Origin of the sequence: uncultured Halovibrio sp., assembly GCF_913056445.1 — a bacterium.
Classification (GTDB): domain Bacteria; phylum Pseudomonadota; class Gammaproteobacteria; order Pseudomonadales; family Oleiphilaceae; genus Halospina; species Halospina utahensis_B.
Map to the genome: position 1 here is coordinate 1 of NZ_CAJXMA010000058.1, position 17,961 is coordinate 17,961.

Genomic DNA, 17,961 nt, shown 5'->3' on the forward strand with positions numbered 1-17,961 from the left:
GGTGCGGCGGCGAGATTGGTCAGGGTCTCTCCGATAGCCAGACGGCCAGAGGCCGGCGCATTGATGCAGGCCACCGGCGGTCGTTCCCCCATGGCCATGGCCTCGCCGGTATACCCCTCAAAACTGCTCGTCGTTACGGCCACGTCCGCCACCGGCACCTGCCAGGGCCCGACCATCTGGTCACGGGCCACCTGGCCGGTAATGGAACGGTCACCAATGGTGATCAGGAAACTCTTGGACGCCACAGCGGGAATCCGCAGCACCCGATCAATGGCCTCGTCCGGATTCAGCGCTTCACTGTTGAACACCGGCTTGGTGAAGCTGGCCCGCTTCACGTCACGGTGCATGCGCGGCGGCTTGCCGAACAGCACCTGCATGGGCAGGTCCACGGCATTGTTGTCGAAATAGGCATCATGGACAGCCAGATGCGGCTCTTCCACGGCATCGCCGACCACCGCGTAGGGGCAGCGTTCCCGGCGGCAGATGGCATCGAATCGATCCAGATCGTCCGCCGCCACGGCCAGCACATACCGCTCCTGGGCCTCGTTGCACCAGATCTCCAGTGGCGACATGCCGGGTTCCGCATTGGGCACTTCACGCAGCTCAAACCGGCCGCCGCAGCCGCCGTCCTTCACCAGCTCAGGCAGGGCATTGGAGAGCCCGCCAGCGCCCACGTCATGGATAAACGCGATGGGATTGCCCTCGCCCATCTGCCAGCAGCGGTCGATCACTTCCTGGCAGCGGCGCTGCATCTCCGGGTTCTCACGCTGGACGGATGCAAAATCCAGGTCTTCCGCGCTGGCCCCGGAATCCATGGAGGAAGCGGCACCGCCACCCAGCCCGATCAGCATGGACGGGCCACCCATCACAATCAGCCGTGATCCGGTCGGGATCGCATCCTTGTGGACATGGTCCTCGCGGATGTTGCCGAGACCGCCGGCGATCATGATGGGCTTGTGATAGCCGCGGTACTCCACCCCGTTCACACCCGGCACCTTCTGCTCAAAGGTGCGGAAATACCCGGTCAGGTTCGGGCGGCCGAACTCATTATTGAAGGCCGCTCCCCCAACGGGGCCGTCCAGCATGATCGACAGCGGCGAGGCCATGCGCCCGGGCCGGCCGGGACTGTCTTCCCATGGCTGCTCAAAGCCGGGAATCTGAAGGTTCGAGGTGGTGAAGCCGGTCAGACCCGCCTTGGGCTTGCCACCCAGGCCGGTCGCGCCTTCGTCCCGGATCTCACCACCAGACCCCGTGGCCGCGCCCGGATGCGGCGAGATGGCCGTGGGATGGTTATGGGTCTCAACCTTGGCCAGGATGTGGATCGGTTCGCTGTGATAGCGGTAGCGCTGGGAAGAGGGATCCGGATAGAACCGCTGACCCTGAGCGCCCTCAATCACCGCCGCATTGTCCCGATAGGCGGAAAGCACCCCGTTGCCCCCCACTTCGTGGGTATTGCGGATCATGTCGAACAGCGAGCGATCCTGCTCCACGCCGTCAATGGACCAGGAGGCATTGAAGATCTTGTGGCGGCAGTGCTCCGAGTTCGCCTGGGCGAACATCATCAGCTCCACGTCCGTGGGATCACGCTCCAGGCCGGCAAAGGACTCGGCCAGATAATCGATCTCATCCTCCGCCAGAGCCAGCCCGAGGCGTTCATTGGCCTCCGCCAGCGCGGCACGACCTTCCGCCTGCACCGGCACGGCCTCCAGCGGCTTCGGCGCCTCTTCGTCGAACAGCAGCTCCGCGCCGGCCATTTCATGGAAGACCCTTTCGGTCATACGGTCGTGAAGCAGCGCCGCCAGCGCCTCGCGTTCAGCCAGTTCCAGCTTGCGGCCGGCGCGCAGGTAAAAGGCCGTGCCGCGCTCAACCCGGCGGACCTTCGTCAGACCGCAGTTGTGCACGATATCCGTGGCCTTGCTGGACCATGGCGAAATCGTGCCGGGCCGCGGCACCACAAGGAAGAGCACCCCGTCCACTGCCTCCGCCTGGGCCCTGGGCCCGTACGTCAGCAGACGGTTGAGGACATCCAGGCCACTGCTGTCGAGCTCGGCATCCAGGTCCACAAAGTGCATGAATTCAGCGTAGAGTGACTCGATGGCAGGGCAGGTCGCCTGTACCCGCTGCATCAGCCGTTCTCTGCGAAAGGCGGAAAGGGCCGGGGCGCCGCGAAGTTCCAGCATGGGTCTATGAGCCTCGTTGATGGGCCGGGATTCAGGTAGGTTCTGAGGAGCGCGTATCATACTCAAATCGACGGACAGGATACAGGGGCAAATGACGGATGAACGGTTGTGACAGGGCCATCAACCCATGTCCGTTTTTTAACGTAGAATAGAGTATGTTTCCATCTTTGCCGGACGGGACAATGCGCAGCAGTAACCCCAAGCGCCCGGGTCTCGAACCCGGTCTGGCAGTACGTCTGGCGGCGCCGGCCATCCTGGCACTGGTGCTTACGGCCTGCTCCCAGCCCACCACACTGGACCGCATCAACCAGGAGGGCGTGCTCCATGTGGTGATGCATCCCGCCTCCACGGTCTATTACGAGGAGAACGGCGAGCCCTCGGGGTTTGAATACGAACTGGTGCGGCGTTTTGCCGATTCACTGGGCGTGGAACTGCGCGTGGAGGTGGTGGATGACTTTCCCGAGCTCTATCAGCGCCTGGACGAACACCATACCCACCTGGCTGCCTCGGGCCTGGCGCTGACCCCGGAACTCCGCCGCCGTTACCGCCACGGTCCGGTCTACGACCGGAGCCGGCCGGTCGTTGTCTATAACGCCGACGTGGATCGCCCCCACACACCAGCGGACCTCATCAGCATGGATATCGCAGTGCGGGCCGGCAGCGCCGCCGAGCAACAGCTGGAACGGATCCGCGAAACCCTGCCGGAGCTGGCCTGGCAGTCGGAAAGCAACCAGGACCCAACTGAGCTCCTTCACCGGGTCAACAAGGGTGAACTGGATGCCACCGTGATCAACAGCCGTGAACTGGAAAACAACCAGGTTTTCTTCTCCAGCGTGCGGGACGGACTGGCACTGAGCAGCCCGCGCCCCGTGGGATGGCTGCTCCCCCCCGAAGGCGACGGCTCACTCATGCAGGCAGCCCGCGATTACTTTCAGAAGATCCGCGCCAACGGCACACTCGCCCAATTCGAGGAGCGATTCTTCGGCCACCTGGACCGCCTGGATTACGTCGGCGCGAAAACCTTTACCACCCACCTTGAAAACCGGCTTCCGGACTACCGTGAGACCTTCAGGAAAGCCGCCAGCGCCCATGATCTGGACTGGCGCCTTCTGGCCGCCATCGGGTACCAGGAATCCCACTGGGAACCGCGGGCTGTTTCGCCCACCGGCGTGCGCGGACTGATGATGCTGACCCTGGACACAGCCGCCCTGATCGGCGTCAAGAACCGGCTGGACCCGGAAGCCTCCATCTGGGGCGGCGCCCGTTTCTTCCGGCGCCTGCACAACCGCATTCCCGACAACATCACCGAGCCGGACAGGACCTGGTTCGCACTGGCCGCCTACAACGTTGGTTACGGCCACCTCCAGGACGCCCGCCGCCTGGCCCGCAGGGACGGCAGCAACCCCGACCGGTGGCTGGACGTCAAGGAATACCTGCCACTGCTCGCCCAGCGCAAGTACTACACCCAGACACGATACGGCTACGCCCGTGGCTATGAGCCGGTTCTCTACACCCAGAATATCCGCCGCTATTACGACGTTCTGAAATGGATGTTCCCGGGAGAGGATACTTCCGTGGCGATGACCGAAAACGGGGTGGAATCCCCTCTGGAGGACCCCGAGGAGCAGCCCTCCCGGCCCCGGAAAACCAGGGAGCAGACCGCATCCGGCGACCAGCGCAGGGAGCTGCGCCGCGTCTCCCCCCTCCTCTAGCGGCCTCAGTCCGTGGGCAATCCGTCATCCGGTGTCATGGCCAGCGCCTTCTCAATGTGCGAGTGGCTGTACCCCTTCTGCGCCAGGAAACGCCCCTGCCGCCCCTTCTCCTTCCACTCCGCCGGTGCCTCTGGCCCGAAACGCTTCTGACGCTGTTCCAGCGCCATAGTCACCCAGTCATCCTCTGCCAGGGCGGTCAGCGCCTGACTGTCCCCACTGACACCACGCTGCTCCAGCTCGGAGCGGATCCGCAGTGGCCCGTAACCCGCCTCGATCCGCTGCCGGCTGAAGGACTCCGCAAACCGTTCGTCGCTCTGCCATCCCTCACCGGCCAGCTCATCCAGAACCTCCGCCAGCAGCTCCCCACTCTCCGCCGCCCTCTCCAGCTTGCGCCAGAGCTCCAGCCGACTGTGCTCCCGCCGCGCCAGAAGCTTCATGGCGCGCTCCCTGAGGTACTGCCTGTCATCACTCATATCACCACCCGCCCAATAGGCTGACGCCATTTCTGTGTGCTAATTTTAACGACCTGATTCCAACCACCTGCCCGAACTTGCCGGGCGGGCTTTTTCGGCATTAAAGGACACTCATCATGGCCGGCTTTCTGAAACAGTTCTTCAAACCCAGGCAACCCACAAGCGCCGCCGAACAACCGGAGCCTCAGGCCAGAACGGCCACACCGGAACGCCCGGCCCCGGACCCCGATATCGTAGCCAAAGCCACAACCACCGGCGAACTCGAAACACTGGCGACCCAGGGCGAAACCGCTGCCATCCGTCGTGAAGCCATTGGCCGCATCCAGGACACCGAGGCGCTTGAGCGCATCAGCCGCGCCCTCAAGGGCCGGGACAAGGGCGCCTTCCAGGCCGTGCGCCGCAAACTGCGCGAACAGCGTGAGCAGGCCGAAGCCGAAGAGGCCCGCCAGGCTGACATAGAACGGATTCTCCAGGACATCGAGGAACTGGCCACCACCCAGGATACCAAGCTCTACCAGGCACGGCTCGACGCTCTCGTCAGCCGTTGGGGCAGTATCAGCGGCACAATCGAAAGTGCCCAGACACAACGATACGAAGCCAGCCTCGCCCGGTGCCGGGAGCGGGCACAGGCCATCGCCAACGAGGAGGCCCAGGCCCGGGCCGAACAGGAACAGGCGCAGGAGCAGCAGGGTGCGGTGGAAACCCTGGCGGCCACGGCTGCGCAGCTTGCCTCGGCATGGCCCGAAGAAGGGGCAAACCTCTCCTCACTGGACGCCATGATCAAGACCCAGCGCAACCGCTGGGAGCAGGCCACCGCCAACCGGACGCCCGACACCGAGCTGAAAGCGCGCTTTGAGCGACTGATGGCGCAGCTGGAAGCCTACTATCAGGCACTCGGCACCTGGCAGCAGCACGAAGCGCAGCTGGAGCAGGCCCTGCAGGAAAAAGATACTGCCACCGTCGAGGCCACCCTGACAGCCGTCAACTGGCCTGAAGGCTTCCCCGCGCCGCCAGCGCTGACCCGAGCACGCAAACACAGGGATGGGGAGGCCAGATCCACCTCCGAACCGCAGCAGGATGCGCCCAGCGTGGACACCGGTGAGCTCAGCCGTACCCTGGACGCCCTGGAACAGAGCCTGGAACAGCAGCAGCTCAAGCCCTCACGGGAGCATTTCCGGGAGGCCCAGAAGCTCCAGGACCAGCTGCCGGAAAAGGAAGCCCGCCCGCACCAGGCCCGGATCACCCGGCTCGGCCGTCAGCTCCAGGAGCTGCGGGACTGGCTCGGCTTTGCCGCCCGGCCCAAGCTGGAATCGCTGTGCGAGCAGATGGAATACCTGGCCGACCAGCCCATGGAACCCGAGGCCAAGGCCGAACACATCCAGGATCTGAAGCAGCAATGGTATGACCTGGGCGGCACACCGGACCAGCAGCTGTGGCAGCGCTTCAAGGAGGCCACGGACCGTGCCTACGAGCCGTGCCACCAGTACTTCAACGAGAAGAAGCGCCTCAAGGAAGCGAACCTTGAGAAACGCCAGTACATTGTCGAACAGCTCCAGGAATTCGTGGATAACCTTGACTGGGCCGGCTGCGACTACAAGGCCGTCGACCGCATCCAGCGCACCGCCCGGCGCGAGTGGAGCGACGCCAAACCCGTGGACTACCGCGCCAACCGTCCACTCCAGAAACAGTTTGACCGGTTGATCAAGACGCTGAACGCGGGCCTCGAGCAAGAACGCGAACGTAACGATGCCCTGAAGCGGGATGTTGTTGAGCGGGCCGAAGCCCTGGTCGAGCATGAACCGCTGCGCGAGGCCACCGACGGCGCCAAGGCCCTGCAGAAGGAGTGGGAGGCCATCGGCATCACCCACCAGCAGGAGGACCGCCGTCTCTGGAAAGCGTTCCGCAGCGCCTGCGACCGGATCTTCGCGCGCCTGAGTGAAGAACGCGAAGCGCGCGACGAAGCATTCAATGCGGCCGCCGACGAGGCCGAAAAGCTCATCCGCCAGCTCCAGGATGTGGACCCGACGGAAACGGCCCCCGGCGAGCTTGAACAGTTCCGCAAAGCCTTCCGGGCACTGGAACTCCCCCGGGACCGTGCAAACGCCCTCGCCGACCGTTTCAACAAGGCCATGGACGGCGTTCAGGAGCAGCAGATGAGTGCTCTGCGCGCCCAGCGTTACCAGCAGTGGCTAGCGGCCCTGGACCAGCATCAGTCCGGTGAAGCACCTGGCCCGGAAAGCTTCCGTCACCCACCCATGCCTTTGGAGCAGGCGACCCAGGAGACGGATACCGCCAGCCAGGCCCGGGCGCTGTGCATCCGGGTGGAGATCGTATCCGGCGCCGCCACGCCACCGGAGGACCAGGCCCAACGCATGGCCCTGCAGGTCAGCCGGCTCAATGAAGGCATGAAGAGCGAACAGAGCCTGGAATCCCAGGAGGATGAGCTGGACAGTCTGCTGGCGACCTGGTGCGAGCTGGATGCCGCGGACGGCCTGACGCCGGAGCACTACCAGCGCCTGCGCGAAGCACTGAAGCACTGGTTCCTGCGCAGTAGCGGCGATGAGGCTTCGCCGCAGGAGTGAGCGCATCCGCCAACGGTTTTGATGGGTGGTGCCATTAACCCCGCGAGGGTGTGTCGCTATCGTGCCCTTGGACTTTGACACAAGCATGAAAACGGGCTGCGGGTGATCGGCAGGGAGTGCTTTCCGGGAATCGCTATGAATCCATCCATGGACGCTGCGCGATCGCCATCCATGGCGATCGAGCTTCCCTCCAAGCACTCCCTGCCGATCACCTCCAGACGCATAGCTGATTTGAACCCCACATGACAGAGATCCCGAGATGACCGAAGAAGCCTACATTTTCGATGCCGTGCGGACACCGCGCGGTCGGGGTAAAGCCGATGGTGCCCTGCACGAGGTCAAGCCGGTAACCCTGCTCGGCCAGACTCTCACGGCCCTGCAACAAAGGACCGACCTGGACACCAGCCTGGTCGACGACATTGTGATGGGCTGCGTGACGCCCATCGGCGAACAGGGCGCGGACATCGCCAAGACGGCCGCCCTGGCTGTCGACTGGGATGAGTGCGTGTCCGGTGTCCAGCTCAACCGCTTCTGTGCCTCCGGGCTGGAAGCCGTGAACCTGGCGGCGATGAAGGTACGCTCGGGATTTGAAGATCTCGTAGTGGCCGGCGGCGTGGAGTCCATGTCGCGCGTGCCCATGGGCTCGGATGGCGGTGCCTGGGCCACGGATCCGGAGACCAACCTGCACACCGGTTTCATGCCCCAGGGCATTGGCGCGGATCTGATCGCCACCATCGAGGGTTTCTCCCGCCAGGACGTGGATAATTTCGCCGCGGAATCCCAGCGCAAGGCGGCCGAGGCCTGGGAGAAGGGCTACTTCAAAAAATCCGTGGTGCCGGTTAAGGACAGGAACGGTCTGGTCATTCTGGACCGGGATCAACACGTGCGCCCCGGCACTACCGCCGAGGCGCTGGGCCAGCTCAAGCCGTCCTTCCAGCAGATGGGCGAGATGGGCTTCGACGGGGTGGCGCGGGAGAAATACCACTACGTGGAGAAGATCAACCACGTCCACACGCCGGGCAACTCATCCGGCATCGTGGACGGCGCGACCGCCATGCTGATCGGCAGTGAAGCCCGGGGTAAGCAGCTTGGCCTGAAACCGAGGGCGAAGATCATCGCCACCGCGGTGACCAGCACCGACCCCACCATCATGCTGACAGGCCCGGCTCCGGCCTCTCGCAAGGCGCTTGAGAAGGCCGGCATGACACCGGACCAGATCGACCTTTTCGAGGTGAACGAGGCGTTCGCGGCCGTGGTGATGCGTTTCCAGCGCGAGCTCAATGTCCCGGACGAGAAAGTCAACGTGAATGGCGGCGCCATTGCCATGGGCCACCCGCTCGGTGCCACCGGCGCCATGATCCTGGGCACCCTGCTCGACGAACTCGAGCGCAGGGACCAGCGCTTCGGCCTCGCCACGCTCTGCGTCGGCGGCGGCATGGGCATCGCCACCATCATTGAACGGGTTTAAGGGCAGGACGAACACCATGACGGCAATCAACTACGAGATCGACAACGACGGCATCCTGACCCTGACCATCGACATGCCGGGGCAGTCCGCCAACACCATGAACGCCGCCTTCCGCGAGGCACTGACCGAGACCGTCCAGAAGGTCGAAGGCGATGCGGAAAAGATCAATGGCATTATCATCACCTCCGCCAAGGACACCTTCTTCGCCGGGGGCGACCTGAACGAGCTGATCCAGGTCACCAACGACAACGCGGATGAGTTCTTCCAGACCATCCTCTCGCTCAAGGCCCAGATGCGGAAGCTGGAGACCCTGGGCAAGCCGGTAGTTGCCGCCATGAACGGCACGGCGTTGGGCGGCGGCTACGAGCTCTGCCTGGCGAGTCACCGGCGTATTGTGCTGGATGATCCAGGCATCAAGATTGGCCTGCCGGAAGTCACCCTGGGCCTGCTCCCCGGCGGCGGCGCCTGTGTGCGCCTGCCCCGGCTCCTCGGGCTTGAGAAGGCCTTCCCCTACCTGATGGAAGGCAAACAGATCGACCCGCAGACAGCGCTGAAGGAAGGCATGGTCGACGAGCTGGCCTCCTCACAAGAAGAGCTGCTCAAGAAAGCCCGCGAGTGGATCAAGGCCAACCCGGAAAGCAAGCAACCCTGGGACCAGAAAGGCTTCAGGATCCCCGGCGGCGGCCCCAACCATCCGGCCATGGCCCAACGTCTCGCCATCGGCCCGGCCATGCTCAAGGAGAAGACCAAGGGCTGCTACCCAGCTCCCGAACGCATCATGGCCGCGGCCGTTGAGGGCGCCAGCGTGGACGTGGATACCGCGGACCGGATCGAAGCTCGCCACTTCACCGAGATCACCTGCAGCCAGGTGGCCAAGAACATGATCCACACCTTCTGGTTCGGGCTGAACGCCATCAAGGCGGGCGGCAGCCGGCCGGATGCGCCGGCGAAATCGAAGGTCAAGAAGGTGGGCATCCTCGGTGCCGGCATGATGGGCGCGGGCATCGCCTACGTCAGTGCCAACCGGGGCATTGAGGTGGTTCTGAAGGATGTTTCCAGCGAGAACGCCGAGAAGGGCAAGGCCTACTCGGACAAACTGCTCGCCAAGAAGGTCTCGCGTGGCCAGCTGGACGAAGCGGGCAAACAGAAGGTGCTGGACCGGATCAACGCCACTGAAAACGCCGACGATCTGGCCGGCTGCGACCTGATCATCGAAGCGGTGTTCGAGGACAGCGACCTGAAGGCGAAGGTCACTCAGGAAGCGGAACCACACCTGGCCGACAACGGCATCTTCGCCTCCAACACCTCGACCATCCCGATCACCCAGCTGGCAAGGGCCTCCGCCAACACGCAGAAGTTCATCGGCCTGCACTTCTTCTCCCCCGTGGACAAGATGCCCCTGGTCGAGATCATCAAGGGGGAGCAGACCGACGACGAGACCCTGGCCAAGGCCTTCGACTACGTCATGCAGATCAACAAGACGCCCATCGTGGTCAACGACAGCCGGGGCTTCTTCACGTCACGGGTGTTCGGCACCTTCGTGAACGAGGGCATCACCCTGCTCTCGGAAGGCTTCCACCCCGCCTCTGTTGAGAACGCTGGCCTGCTTGCCGGCATGCCCGTAGGGCCACTGGCCATCTGTGACGAGGTGAGCCTGACGCTGACCCAGCACATCAGGGACCAGTCGAAGAAGGATACCGAAGCGGCAGGCGGCACCTGGGACCCACATCCGGCCGAGGCGGTGATCGATGCCATGGTTGATCAGCACGGTCGCAAGGGCAAGGCCGCCGGCGCTGGCTTCTACGAATACCCGGAAAACGGCAAGAAATACCTCTGGCCGGAGCTGGAAGCCCTCTATGTGGATCAGGACAGGGCCCGCAACGCGGACCTGACCCTGCTCAAGGAGCGGTTGCTGTTCATCCAGGCCATCGAGACGGTGCGCTGCCTGGAGGAAAACGTGCTGATGGAGGTGCGCGACGCCAACATCGGCTCCATCTTCGGCATCGGCTTCGCTGCCTGGAGCGGGGGCGCGCTGCAGTACATCAACCAGTACGGGCTGCAGGCGTTCACCGAGCGCGCGGATGAGCTGGCGGACCGCTTCGGCGAACGATACCGGCCACCGGAGCTGCTGCGCGAGCATGCCGCAAAGCACCAGTATTTCGAATGAGCCACACCCCGACCAGTTCCGGCTGGTCGGGCTCCCCTCCCTCCCCTACAATTCAGTGTCGAGGCATAGTATGGTGACTGAGACCACCTGATCAGGAGCAACGGCAACCTTGCGTATCCAAACCTTTCCTACTCTGTTCCTGGTGCTGGCGCTTCTGGTTACCGGCGCGGCACAGGCCAATCTCCAGACCGAACGCGACTACCAGGCGGTTGAGCCCACGGCCGACCAGGCTCGCGCCAATATCCTCATCGCACGCCAGCTCCAGTTCGGCCATTTCAAGGAGCAGGACATCGACGACGAGCTGGCCTCCGAGACCCTCGATGCCTACCTCGACCAGCTGGATGGCCAACGCCTCTACTTCACCCAGGGCGACATCGACCAGTTCGAGACCTACCGCGACTCCATGAAGCGCGCGCTGACATCCGGCAATCTCGAGCCCGCATTCCGTATCTACAACCATTTCCAGCAGCGGACCATCCAGCGCCTGGAATACATTCTTTCCCTGCTGGAAAAAGGCATCGATAATTTCAGCTTCGATGAGGACGACCGTTACCGGCTCGACCGCAGCGACGCCGACTGGGCAGCCAGTGTGGAGGAGCTGGACGAACTCTGGCGGGATCGTATCCGCAACGCCGTCCTGAGCATGCGACTGGACGGCCAGCCGGATGAGGCGATCAGGGAAACCCTGACACGCCGCTACGAAAGCCAGCTGGACCGGGCCTACGACGCCCGCAGCGAAGATGCCTTCCAGCAGTGGATGAATGCCTTTGCCGGGCTCTGGGATCCGCACACCCAGTACCTGTCGCCACGCACCTCCGAGAACTTCGACATCAACATGAGCCTGTCCCTGGAAGGCATCGGTGCGGTGCTCCAGTCCGAAGACGGCTATACCAAGGTCTCCCGGATCGTGCCCGGTGGGCCTGCTGCCGACGAAGGTTCCCTGGGTGCCGCGGACCGGATCGTGGGCGTCGCCCAGGAAGATGAAAAAATGAAGAACGTCATCGGCTGGCGCCTGAGTGAGGTGGTGGACCTGATCCGGGGGCCCAAGGGCTCGAAGGTCCGGCTCGAGGTCATCCCGGCCGGTACCCAGAACGACATGAACACCCACGAGATCACCATTGTCCGGGACGAGGTGAAACTCGAGGAGCAGTCCGCACAGAGCGATATGATTGAAATGGAGAACGGCGGCGACCCGTGGCAGCTGGGCGTCGTCGACATCCCCACCTTCTACGCGGACCTCAAGGCCGCCCGCCAGGGCGACAAGAACTACCGCAGTACCACCAGGGACGTCCGGGCGCTTCTCGAGGACCTGAAGTCCGACGGCATGGACGGACTTGTGATCGACCTGCGCGGCAACGGCGGCGGTGCCCTCTCGGAAGCCAACCAGCTGGTGGGGCTGTTCATCGAGAGTGGCCCCACCGTCCAGGTCCGTGGCCCGGATGGTTCAGTGCAGGTGTTCCAGGACGACGGTAACAACGTTGCCTGGGACGGCCCCGTAGTCGTACTCGTCAACAATCTCAGCGCCTCCGCCTCCGAGATCTTTGCCGGCGCCATGCAGGACTACGGCCGCGGCCTGATCGTTGGCGCCCAGACCTTCGGCAAGGGCACCGTTCAGGCCATACGGCCGCTGAACCACGGCCAGCTCAAGATCACCCAGTCCAAGTTCTATCGGGTCTCCGGTGCCAGTACCCAGAACCGGGGCGTAGTGCCGGATATTGAGATCGAGGACCGTATACAGCGCGAGAACGTGGCCGAGTCCGCCCTGGACGGTGCCCTGACGTGGGATGAGATCGACACTCTCGACTATCACCGCTACTTCGAGTTCGGCGATGTACTGCAGACGATCACCAGCAAGCACGAGAAACGCTTCTCGGAGGTGCCGGAATACAAACTGCGCCAGCGCGAACTGGAACTGCTCAACGAACGCCGGGATCGGACCTGGGTCAGCCTCAATGCCGAAGAGCGGCGGGCCGAGCAGGAAGCCTTCCGCGACAAACAGCTCGCCATCGTTAACAAACGCCGCAAGCTGCAGGACGAGGAACCCTTCGACTCCTGGCAGGCGTACGAGGAGGATGCGGAATCCCGCCCGGCCATGGCCCGGCGCAGCGAACTGGCGGATGAAGGACCGGACTTTGTGGTGCGGGAAGCAGGCGCGATCCTCACCGATCTTCTGGCCCAGAGCCAACACTACGCCAGCATCTATCACGAAACTCCCGAAAAGGGAGCAGTGGCCGGCGAATAGAGCGGAGCAGGCGCCATGGCGAGCGACGACGAGAAATCCGAAGCGCTGGAAACCTTCCTCAAGGACTCTCTGCACGCCCTGGAGTCACTGGAAAAGGTTCAGGAGCTCGAAGACGAGGATCAGGACGGATCCAGCCCACAGGAAGGCACGGCATCAGAGCAGCGCACGGATGCCGATGGTGACGAGGAGCCGAACCTTCTCGACCGTCTGGCTGGCTACACCGGCTCCGCCTACAAGATCGCCCGGCGCACCACCGGCACCTCGCTCAAGGTGGGCCGAAAGCTCATGGGCAGCCAGGATCAGCTGCGCATGATGCTCGCCGCCGGTGAATCCCTGCGCGACCTGCGCGAGGTGGCCGGGCTCACTGTCAGCGACCTGGCCGAGTCCCTCAATCTCCGCGACAAAAGCCTGCTGGAAGCCGCCGAGGATGGCACCGCCGCCCTCCCCTTTGAACTCATCCTGCGCCTGGCGGCCGTACTGGCACGCAACGACCCAGTTCCGTTCATCCTCAGGTACACCCGCGCCTACAGCCCGGACACCTGGCGGGTACTCAACGACTGGGGCGTGGGCCGCCTGCCACTGCACTTCGAGCGCGAGCGCGAATTCATCAATATCTACCGGGGCCGCGACGAAGCCCGGGAACTCTCGGACGAAGGCTTCAAGCGCGTACTGGAGTTCACCCGCCAGTCATTCGAGATGTCCCTGCACTTCGTGGCCGAGGAAGAGGAGCGTCTCAACGAAGCCCTGGATGACCTGGAAGCCGAACGTGACGCGGCAAGGCAGGAAGGCCGGGAACCGGCCACGCCCAAGCGCGAACGGCGCCATCGCGGTCAGTCGCAGAAGCAAACCGAGGACAGCGCCACTTCCAGGACCGCCGGGAACCAATCCGGAAAGAGTAAGCAGAAGCAAAGCAGCAACAGCAGCAGAACGACGAGCGGCCAGTCCCGGAAAAAGACCGGCGGAAGCGGCCGTCAGTCAGGTGAGTGAATCCAGCGGCGTCACCTGATCCCCCGGCGCCTCACAGATCCCCTTCTCCGTCACAATCACATCCACCAGCGACGCTGGTGTCACATCGAACACCGGGTTGAAAACCGCCACTGAGTTCGGCGCCAGCCAACGCCTGCCGGAACGCCGCAGCTCCGTACCATCCCGCTCCTCGATCTCGATCCGATCCCCACTGGGTGTCTCCGCATCCAGGGTTGACGATGGCGCCACGACCATCATCCCCACACCATAGTGCCGGGCCAGGATCGCCAGCGGCAGGGTCCCGATCTTATTTGCTACATCCCCGTTCGCCGTAATCCGGTCCGCCCCAACCACGACCCAGTCCACTCTCCCCTGAGCCATCAGCGTCGCCGCCGCGCCGTCCACATTGAGCGAACAGGGCATCCCCTCGCGCTCACACTCCCAGGCTGTCAAACGCGCCCCCTGCAACCAGGGCCGAGTCTCATCCATATGCACACAGATAAGCGCACCGCGCTGAAACAGCTCCCGCACCACGCCCAGCGCCGTCCCCTGGCCCCCGGTAGCCAGCGCCCCGGTATTGCAATGCGTCAGCACCTGAACAGGCCTGTCACGCTCCCCCAGAATCCGATCCGCCCCGAGCACACCCATGGCCCGGTTCGCCTCCGCATCCTCCCGGTGAATGGCCAGCGCTTCCGCCTCAAGCATCGTTATAAGATCAGCCGAATCCGCCACCTGCGCGAGACAGCCACGCATCCGCTCCAGCGCCCAGACCAGATTCACCGCCGTCGGCCGCGCCTGCGCCAACCAATCCATGGTGGCACCCAGCCGCGAATACCAATCCGGTGCCTCCGCGCAACTGCGGGCAGCCAGAACCACCCCATAGGCCGCCGCAATCCCAATCGCCGGCGCCCCGCGCACCTGCATCTCATGAATCGCCCGGTACACCCCCTCAGCATCCGAATACGCCTGCCACACCTCCTCAGCCGGCAACAGCCGCTGATCCAGTACCTCCAGAACCTCGCCATGCCATCTAAAAGGGGTTACTTGATCCTGTGTCATTCAGAATGATCCTCAATCAACTCAATAAAGACAAATCCGCGGGCGCAAACCTAATCGAGGCGCTCAAAAGGCGGGTATGGGGTACGGCTCTCCGGGAAGCTCTGGAGCCATGGATGGCGGAAGAGCAGCCTACATGGACGTACTCGTGGCGATTCCCGGAGAGCCGTACCCCATGGCCGCCCGCAACAGGCCAACAGTCTTGAGACAAGGCAAAGCCATGGGACCCAAAGCCACCATCCGTTATACTTTCGAGTCTGAAGCCACAGGGCACCACCCACAAGTCCCTGAAAGCCGAGACCCGAAACCAGCAACCGAGCACTCCATGAGCCAGATGCAACCAATCGACCAACTCATCAGCGCCCGCTGGCTCCTGCCCATGACCGACCGGCAGGTCCTTGAACACCACAGTGTCGCCATCCAGGGCAACCAGATCCTCGACATCTGCCCCACGAACACCGCCCTGGAACGCTACCAGCCCAACCAGCACCGCGACCTCGGCGACCAACTGCTGATGCCCGGGCTCATCAACGCCCACGGCCACGCCCCCATGACCTTGCTGCGCGGCCTCGGCAACGACCTGCCCCTGATGGAATGGCTCCAGGACCACATCTGGCCCGCCGAGGGCCGCTTCGTGGACGAAGCCTTTGTGGCGGACGGCACCCAGCTGGCCATCGCCGAAATGCTGCGTACCGGCACCACCTGCTTCTCGGACATGTACTTCTTCCCCGAGACCATTGTGGAAACCGCCCAGCAGCACGGCATGCGCATCCAGTCCACCTTCCCGGTACTGGACATGCCAACCCAGTGGGGCAGCGGCCCGGAAGAATACATCCAGAAAGGGCTGGCCCTGCACGACCGCGTACGCAACAGCAACCTGGCCACCATCGCCTTCGGCCCGCACGCTCCCTACACCATTTCTGACGAACCACTGCGGCGCATCGCCACCCTGGCCGAGGAAGTCGATCTGCCCGTTCAGATCCACCTGCACGAGACCGCCGGGGAAGTGGATGACAGCATCCAGAACCACGGCCTGCGCCCCACCCGCCGACTGGCGGAACTGGGCCTGATCTCGCCGCGCACCCAGTGCGTGCACATGACCCAGGTGGACGATCACGACCTGAAGCTGCTGCAGGAAAGCGGCGCCCACGTGCTGCACTGTCCGGAAGCCAACATGAAGCTCGCCAGCGGCGCCTGCCCGGTGCAGCGCCTGCTGGATGCCGGCGTGAATGTAGGCCTGGGCACGGACGGCGCCGCCAGCAACAACAATCTGGACATGTTCGGCGAGATGCAGAGCGCCGCCCTGCTGGGCAAGCTCAGCACCCTTGAGGCCGGCGCCACGGACGCCTACAGCGTCCTGCGCATGGCCACCATCAACGGCGCGCAGGCTCTGGGCATCGACGACCGGGTGGGGACGCTTGAACCCGGCAAACAGGCGGACATGATCGCCGTGGACCTGGGCGATATCCTGGCACAGCCGGTCTACGACCCGATCCCGCATCTCGTCTACAACACCAACGGCCGCCAGGTTACCCATACGTGGGTCGCCGGCGAACCCCGGCTGATCGAGGGTGAGCTCCAGCGTATGGATCTTCACGGCCTGCGCGAGCGGGTCAACCAGTGGCAGCGCCACATCGCCGCAGCCGACCAGCACTGAGGACAGCGCCATGACCCCGAACGTCGACCAGAACGAAATCGCCAAATTCGATGCCATGGCCCAGCGCTGGTGGGACCCGGAAGGCGAATGCAAACCCCTGCATGAAATCAACCCGCTGCGCCTGGGCTACATCGAGCAGCACACCGGCAGCCTCAACGGCCAGACCGTGCTGGACGTGGGCTGCGGCGGCGGTCTGCTCAGCGAAGCCATGGCCCGCCGCGGGGCGACGGTGACCGGCATCGACCTGAGCCGGGAAGCCGTGGGCGTCGCTGACCTGCACGCGCTGGAAGCCGAGGTCACCGTGGATTACCGCGTGGAGGACGTGGAGGCGCTTTTGGAACAGGAAGCGGGCCGCTACGACACCGTCACCTGCCTGGAAGTCCTGGAGCACGTACCGGATCCGGCCGCCACGGTCGCGGCCTGTGCCCGCCTGCTCAAGCCCGGCGGCAGCCTGGTTGTCTCGACCATCAACCGCAACGCCAAGTCCTGGCTCTTCGCCAAGGTGGGCGCCGAATACGTGCTCAACCTTCTGCCCCGTGGCACCCATGAGTGGAAACGTTTCATCCGGCCTTCCGAGATGGACCGCCACTTCCGGCACGCGGGCATTGAGACCCGAGAGACCACGGGCCTGACCTACAACCCGGTCACCGGCCAGTACCGGCTCGGGCGGGACATCGACGTTAACTACTTCATGCACGGCATCAAGCCGGAGGCCGACGCGTGAGCCGCTTCAGCGCCATCCTGTTCGACCTGGACGGCACCCTGCTGGATACCGCGCCGGACTTCATCTGGTGCCTGAACACCCAGCGTGCACGCCACAGCCTGCCCCAGCTGGACGAACACAGTATCCGGCGCGTGGTCTCCAATGGGGCCCGCGGGCTGGTTCAGCTCGGTTTCGGGCTGCGCCCCGGCGATCATGGCTACGACGACCGCCATGCCGAGCTTCTGGAACTGTACATCAGCCATATCGCCGTCCACACCCGGCTTTTTCCGGGGCTGGCCGAGGTTCTGGCGCACCTGGAGGCGAAACAGGTGCCCTGGGGCATCGTCACCAACAAAGCCAGCCAATACACGCTGAAGCTGCTCGAGGACATGGACCTTCTCAAGCGCTGTGCCAGCGTCATCTGCCCGGATCATGTGGCCAACACCAAACCGGACCCGGAACCGGTACTGCTGGCCGCTGAGCAGATCGGTGTGGCGCCTGAAACCTGTCTCTACGCCGGTGACCATCGGCGCGATATTGAATCCGGCCTGGCCGCCGGCATGACCACCGTGGCCGCACGCTACGGCTACCTGGGCGCGGATGAGAACGTGGCGGACTGGAACGCCCACCACATCATCGACCACGGCCGCGAACTCTTTCACCTGATCGACACCCACCGACCCGAAACGGATTCCGCATGAGCGCACAGACCATCGAGAACTACCAGCCCACAGCGGACCTGTTGAAGGACCGCA

General features: G+C 64.0%; 12 protein-coding genes. 9 read left to right on the plus strand and 3 right to left on the minus strand.

Annotated features, from left to right (window positions below; genetic code table 11):
• Positions 1-2,180: phosphoribosylformylglycinamidine synthase (gene purL, locus QZ501_RS11110; protein ID WP_295719479.1), on the minus strand; the 2,180-nt coding region annotated here is incomplete at its 3' end.
• 182 nt (positions 2,181-2,362) lie between these two features.
• On the opposite strand from purL, the gene mltF reads away from it, so the two are divergent.
• Positions 2,363-3,892 (plus strand): membrane-bound lytic murein transglycosylase MltF, encoded by a 1,530-nt coding sequence (mltF, locus tag QZ501_RS11115; RefSeq protein ID WP_151441626.1) that lies wholly within the window; start codon positions 2,363-2,365, stop codon positions 3,890-3,892.
• Positions 3,893-3,897: 5 nt separating this feature from the next.
• Here the strand turns inward: mltF and QZ501_RS11120 are convergent, their stop codons facing one another.
• Positions 3,898-4,365 carry a regulatory protein RecX gene (locus tag QZ501_RS11120; RefSeq protein WP_295719482.1) on the minus strand — a complete coding sequence of 156 codons (468 nt, stop codon included), beginning with the start codon at positions 4,363-4,365 and terminating at the stop codon, positions 3,898-3,900.
• A gap of 116 nt (positions 4,366-4,481) precedes the next feature.
• Here QZ501_RS11120 and QZ501_RS11125 point away from each other — a divergent pair, with 116 nt between their 5' ends.
• From QZ501_RS11125 to QZ501_RS11145, 5 genes are all read left to right on the plus strand, one after another.
• Positions 4,482-6,947 carry a DUF349 domain-containing protein gene (locus QZ501_RS11125; RefSeq protein ID WP_295719484.1) on the plus strand — a complete coding sequence of 822 codons (2,466 nt, stop codon included), beginning with the start codon at positions 4,482-4,484 and terminating at the stop codon, positions 6,945-6,947.
• A 259-nt stretch (positions 6,948-7,206) separates the two neighbouring features.
• The gene (locus QZ501_RS11130) at positions 7,207-8,415 is read left to right on the plus strand and encodes an acetyl-CoA C-acetyltransferase (RefSeq protein WP_160898464.1); all 1,209 of its coding nucleotides are present in this window, start codon (positions 7,207-7,209) and stop codon (positions 8,413-8,415) included.
• Positions 8,416-8,431: 16 nt separating this feature from the next.
• Positions 8,432-10,582 carry a 3-hydroxyacyl-CoA dehydrogenase NAD-binding domain-containing protein gene (locus QZ501_RS11135; protein WP_295719488.1) on the plus strand — a complete coding sequence of 717 codons (2,151 nt, stop codon included), beginning with the start codon at positions 8,432-8,434 and terminating at the stop codon, positions 10,580-10,582.
• Positions 10,583-10,691: 109 nt separating this feature from the next.
• The gene (locus QZ501_RS11140) at positions 10,692-12,824 is read left to right on the plus strand and encodes a carboxy terminal-processing peptidase (protein ID WP_295719490.1); all 2,133 of its coding nucleotides are present in this window, start codon (positions 10,692-10,694) and stop codon (positions 12,822-12,824) included.
• A gap of 15 nt (positions 12,825-12,839) precedes the next feature.
• On the plus strand, positions 12,840-13,811 hold the full coding sequence (locus QZ501_RS11145; RefSeq protein WP_151441632.1) for a helix-turn-helix transcriptional regulator: 972 nt from the start codon (positions 12,840-12,842) through the stop codon (positions 13,809-13,811).
• Here QZ501_RS11145 and mtnA read toward each other — a convergent pair.
• Entirely contained in the window at positions 13,800-14,849 is a 1,050-nt protein-coding gene (gene mtnA, locus QZ501_RS11150) for an S-methyl-5-thioribose-1-phosphate isomerase (protein ID WP_295719492.1), read from the minus strand. The genes QZ501_RS11145 and mtnA overlap by 12 nt on opposite strands.
• 322 nt (positions 14,850-15,171) lie before the next feature.
• Here mtnA and QZ501_RS11155 point away from each other — a divergent pair, with 322 nt between their 5' ends.
• Genes QZ501_RS11155 through QZ501_RS11165 form a run of 3 tightly spaced genes read left to right on the plus strand, consistent with a single transcriptional unit; the run spans position 15,172 to position 17,907 of the window.
• Positions 15,172-16,503 (plus strand): TRZ/ATZ family hydrolase, encoded by a 1,332-nt coding sequence (locus QZ501_RS11155; protein ID WP_160898468.1) that lies wholly within the window; start codon positions 15,172-15,174, stop codon positions 16,501-16,503.
• 10 nt (positions 16,504-16,513) lie between these two features.
• Positions 16,514-17,227 carry a bifunctional 2-polyprenyl-6-hydroxyphenol methylase/3-demethylubiquinol 3-O-methyltransferase UbiG gene (ubiG, locus tag QZ501_RS11160; protein ID WP_295719494.1) on the plus strand — a complete coding sequence of 238 codons (714 nt, stop codon included), beginning with the start codon at positions 16,514-16,516 and terminating at the stop codon, positions 17,225-17,227.
• The gene (locus QZ501_RS11165; protein ID WP_151441635.1) at positions 17,224-17,907 is read left to right on the plus strand and encodes an HAD-IA family hydrolase; all 684 of its coding nucleotides are present in this window, start codon (positions 17,224-17,226) and stop codon (positions 17,905-17,907) included. The genes ubiG and QZ501_RS11165 overlap by 4 nt, the downstream gene beginning before the upstream one ends.
• Positions 17,908-17,961 lie beyond the last annotated feature (54 nt).

Bases quoted from the DNA above. Each gene is read 5' to 3' on its own strand.
- mltF (WP_151441626.1), top strand. From the start codon at position 2,363: ATGCGCAGCAGTAACCCCAAGCGCCCGGGTCTCGAACCCGGTCTGGCA.
- QZ501_RS11120 (WP_295719482.1), bottom strand. From the start codon at position 4,365: ATGAGTGATGACAGGCAGTACCTCAGGGAGCGCGCCATGAAGCTTCTG.
- QZ501_RS11125 (WP_295719484.1), top strand. From the start codon at position 4,482: ATGGCCGGCTTTCTGAAACAGTTCTTCAAACCCAGGCAACCCACAAGC.
- QZ501_RS11130 (WP_160898464.1), top strand. From the start codon at position 7,207: ATGACCGAAGAAGCCTACATTTTCGATGCCGTGCGGACACCGCGCGGT.
- QZ501_RS11135 (WP_295719488.1), top strand. From the start codon at position 8,432: ATGACGGCAATCAACTACGAGATCGACAACGACGGCATCCTGACCCTG.
- QZ501_RS11145 (WP_151441632.1), top strand. From the start codon at position 12,840: ATGGCGAGCGACGACGAGAAATCCGAAGCGCTGGAAACCTTCCTCAAG.
- mtnA (WP_295719492.1), bottom strand. From the start codon at position 14,849: ATGACACAGGATCAAGTAACCCCTTTTAGATGGCATGGCGAGGTTCTG.
- QZ501_RS11155 (WP_160898468.1), top strand. From the start codon at position 15,172: ATGAGCCAGATGCAACCAATCGACCAACTCATCAGCGCCCGCTGGCTC.
- ubiG (WP_295719494.1), top strand. From the start codon at position 16,514: ATGACCCCGAACGTCGACCAGAACGAAATCGCCAAATTCGATGCCATG.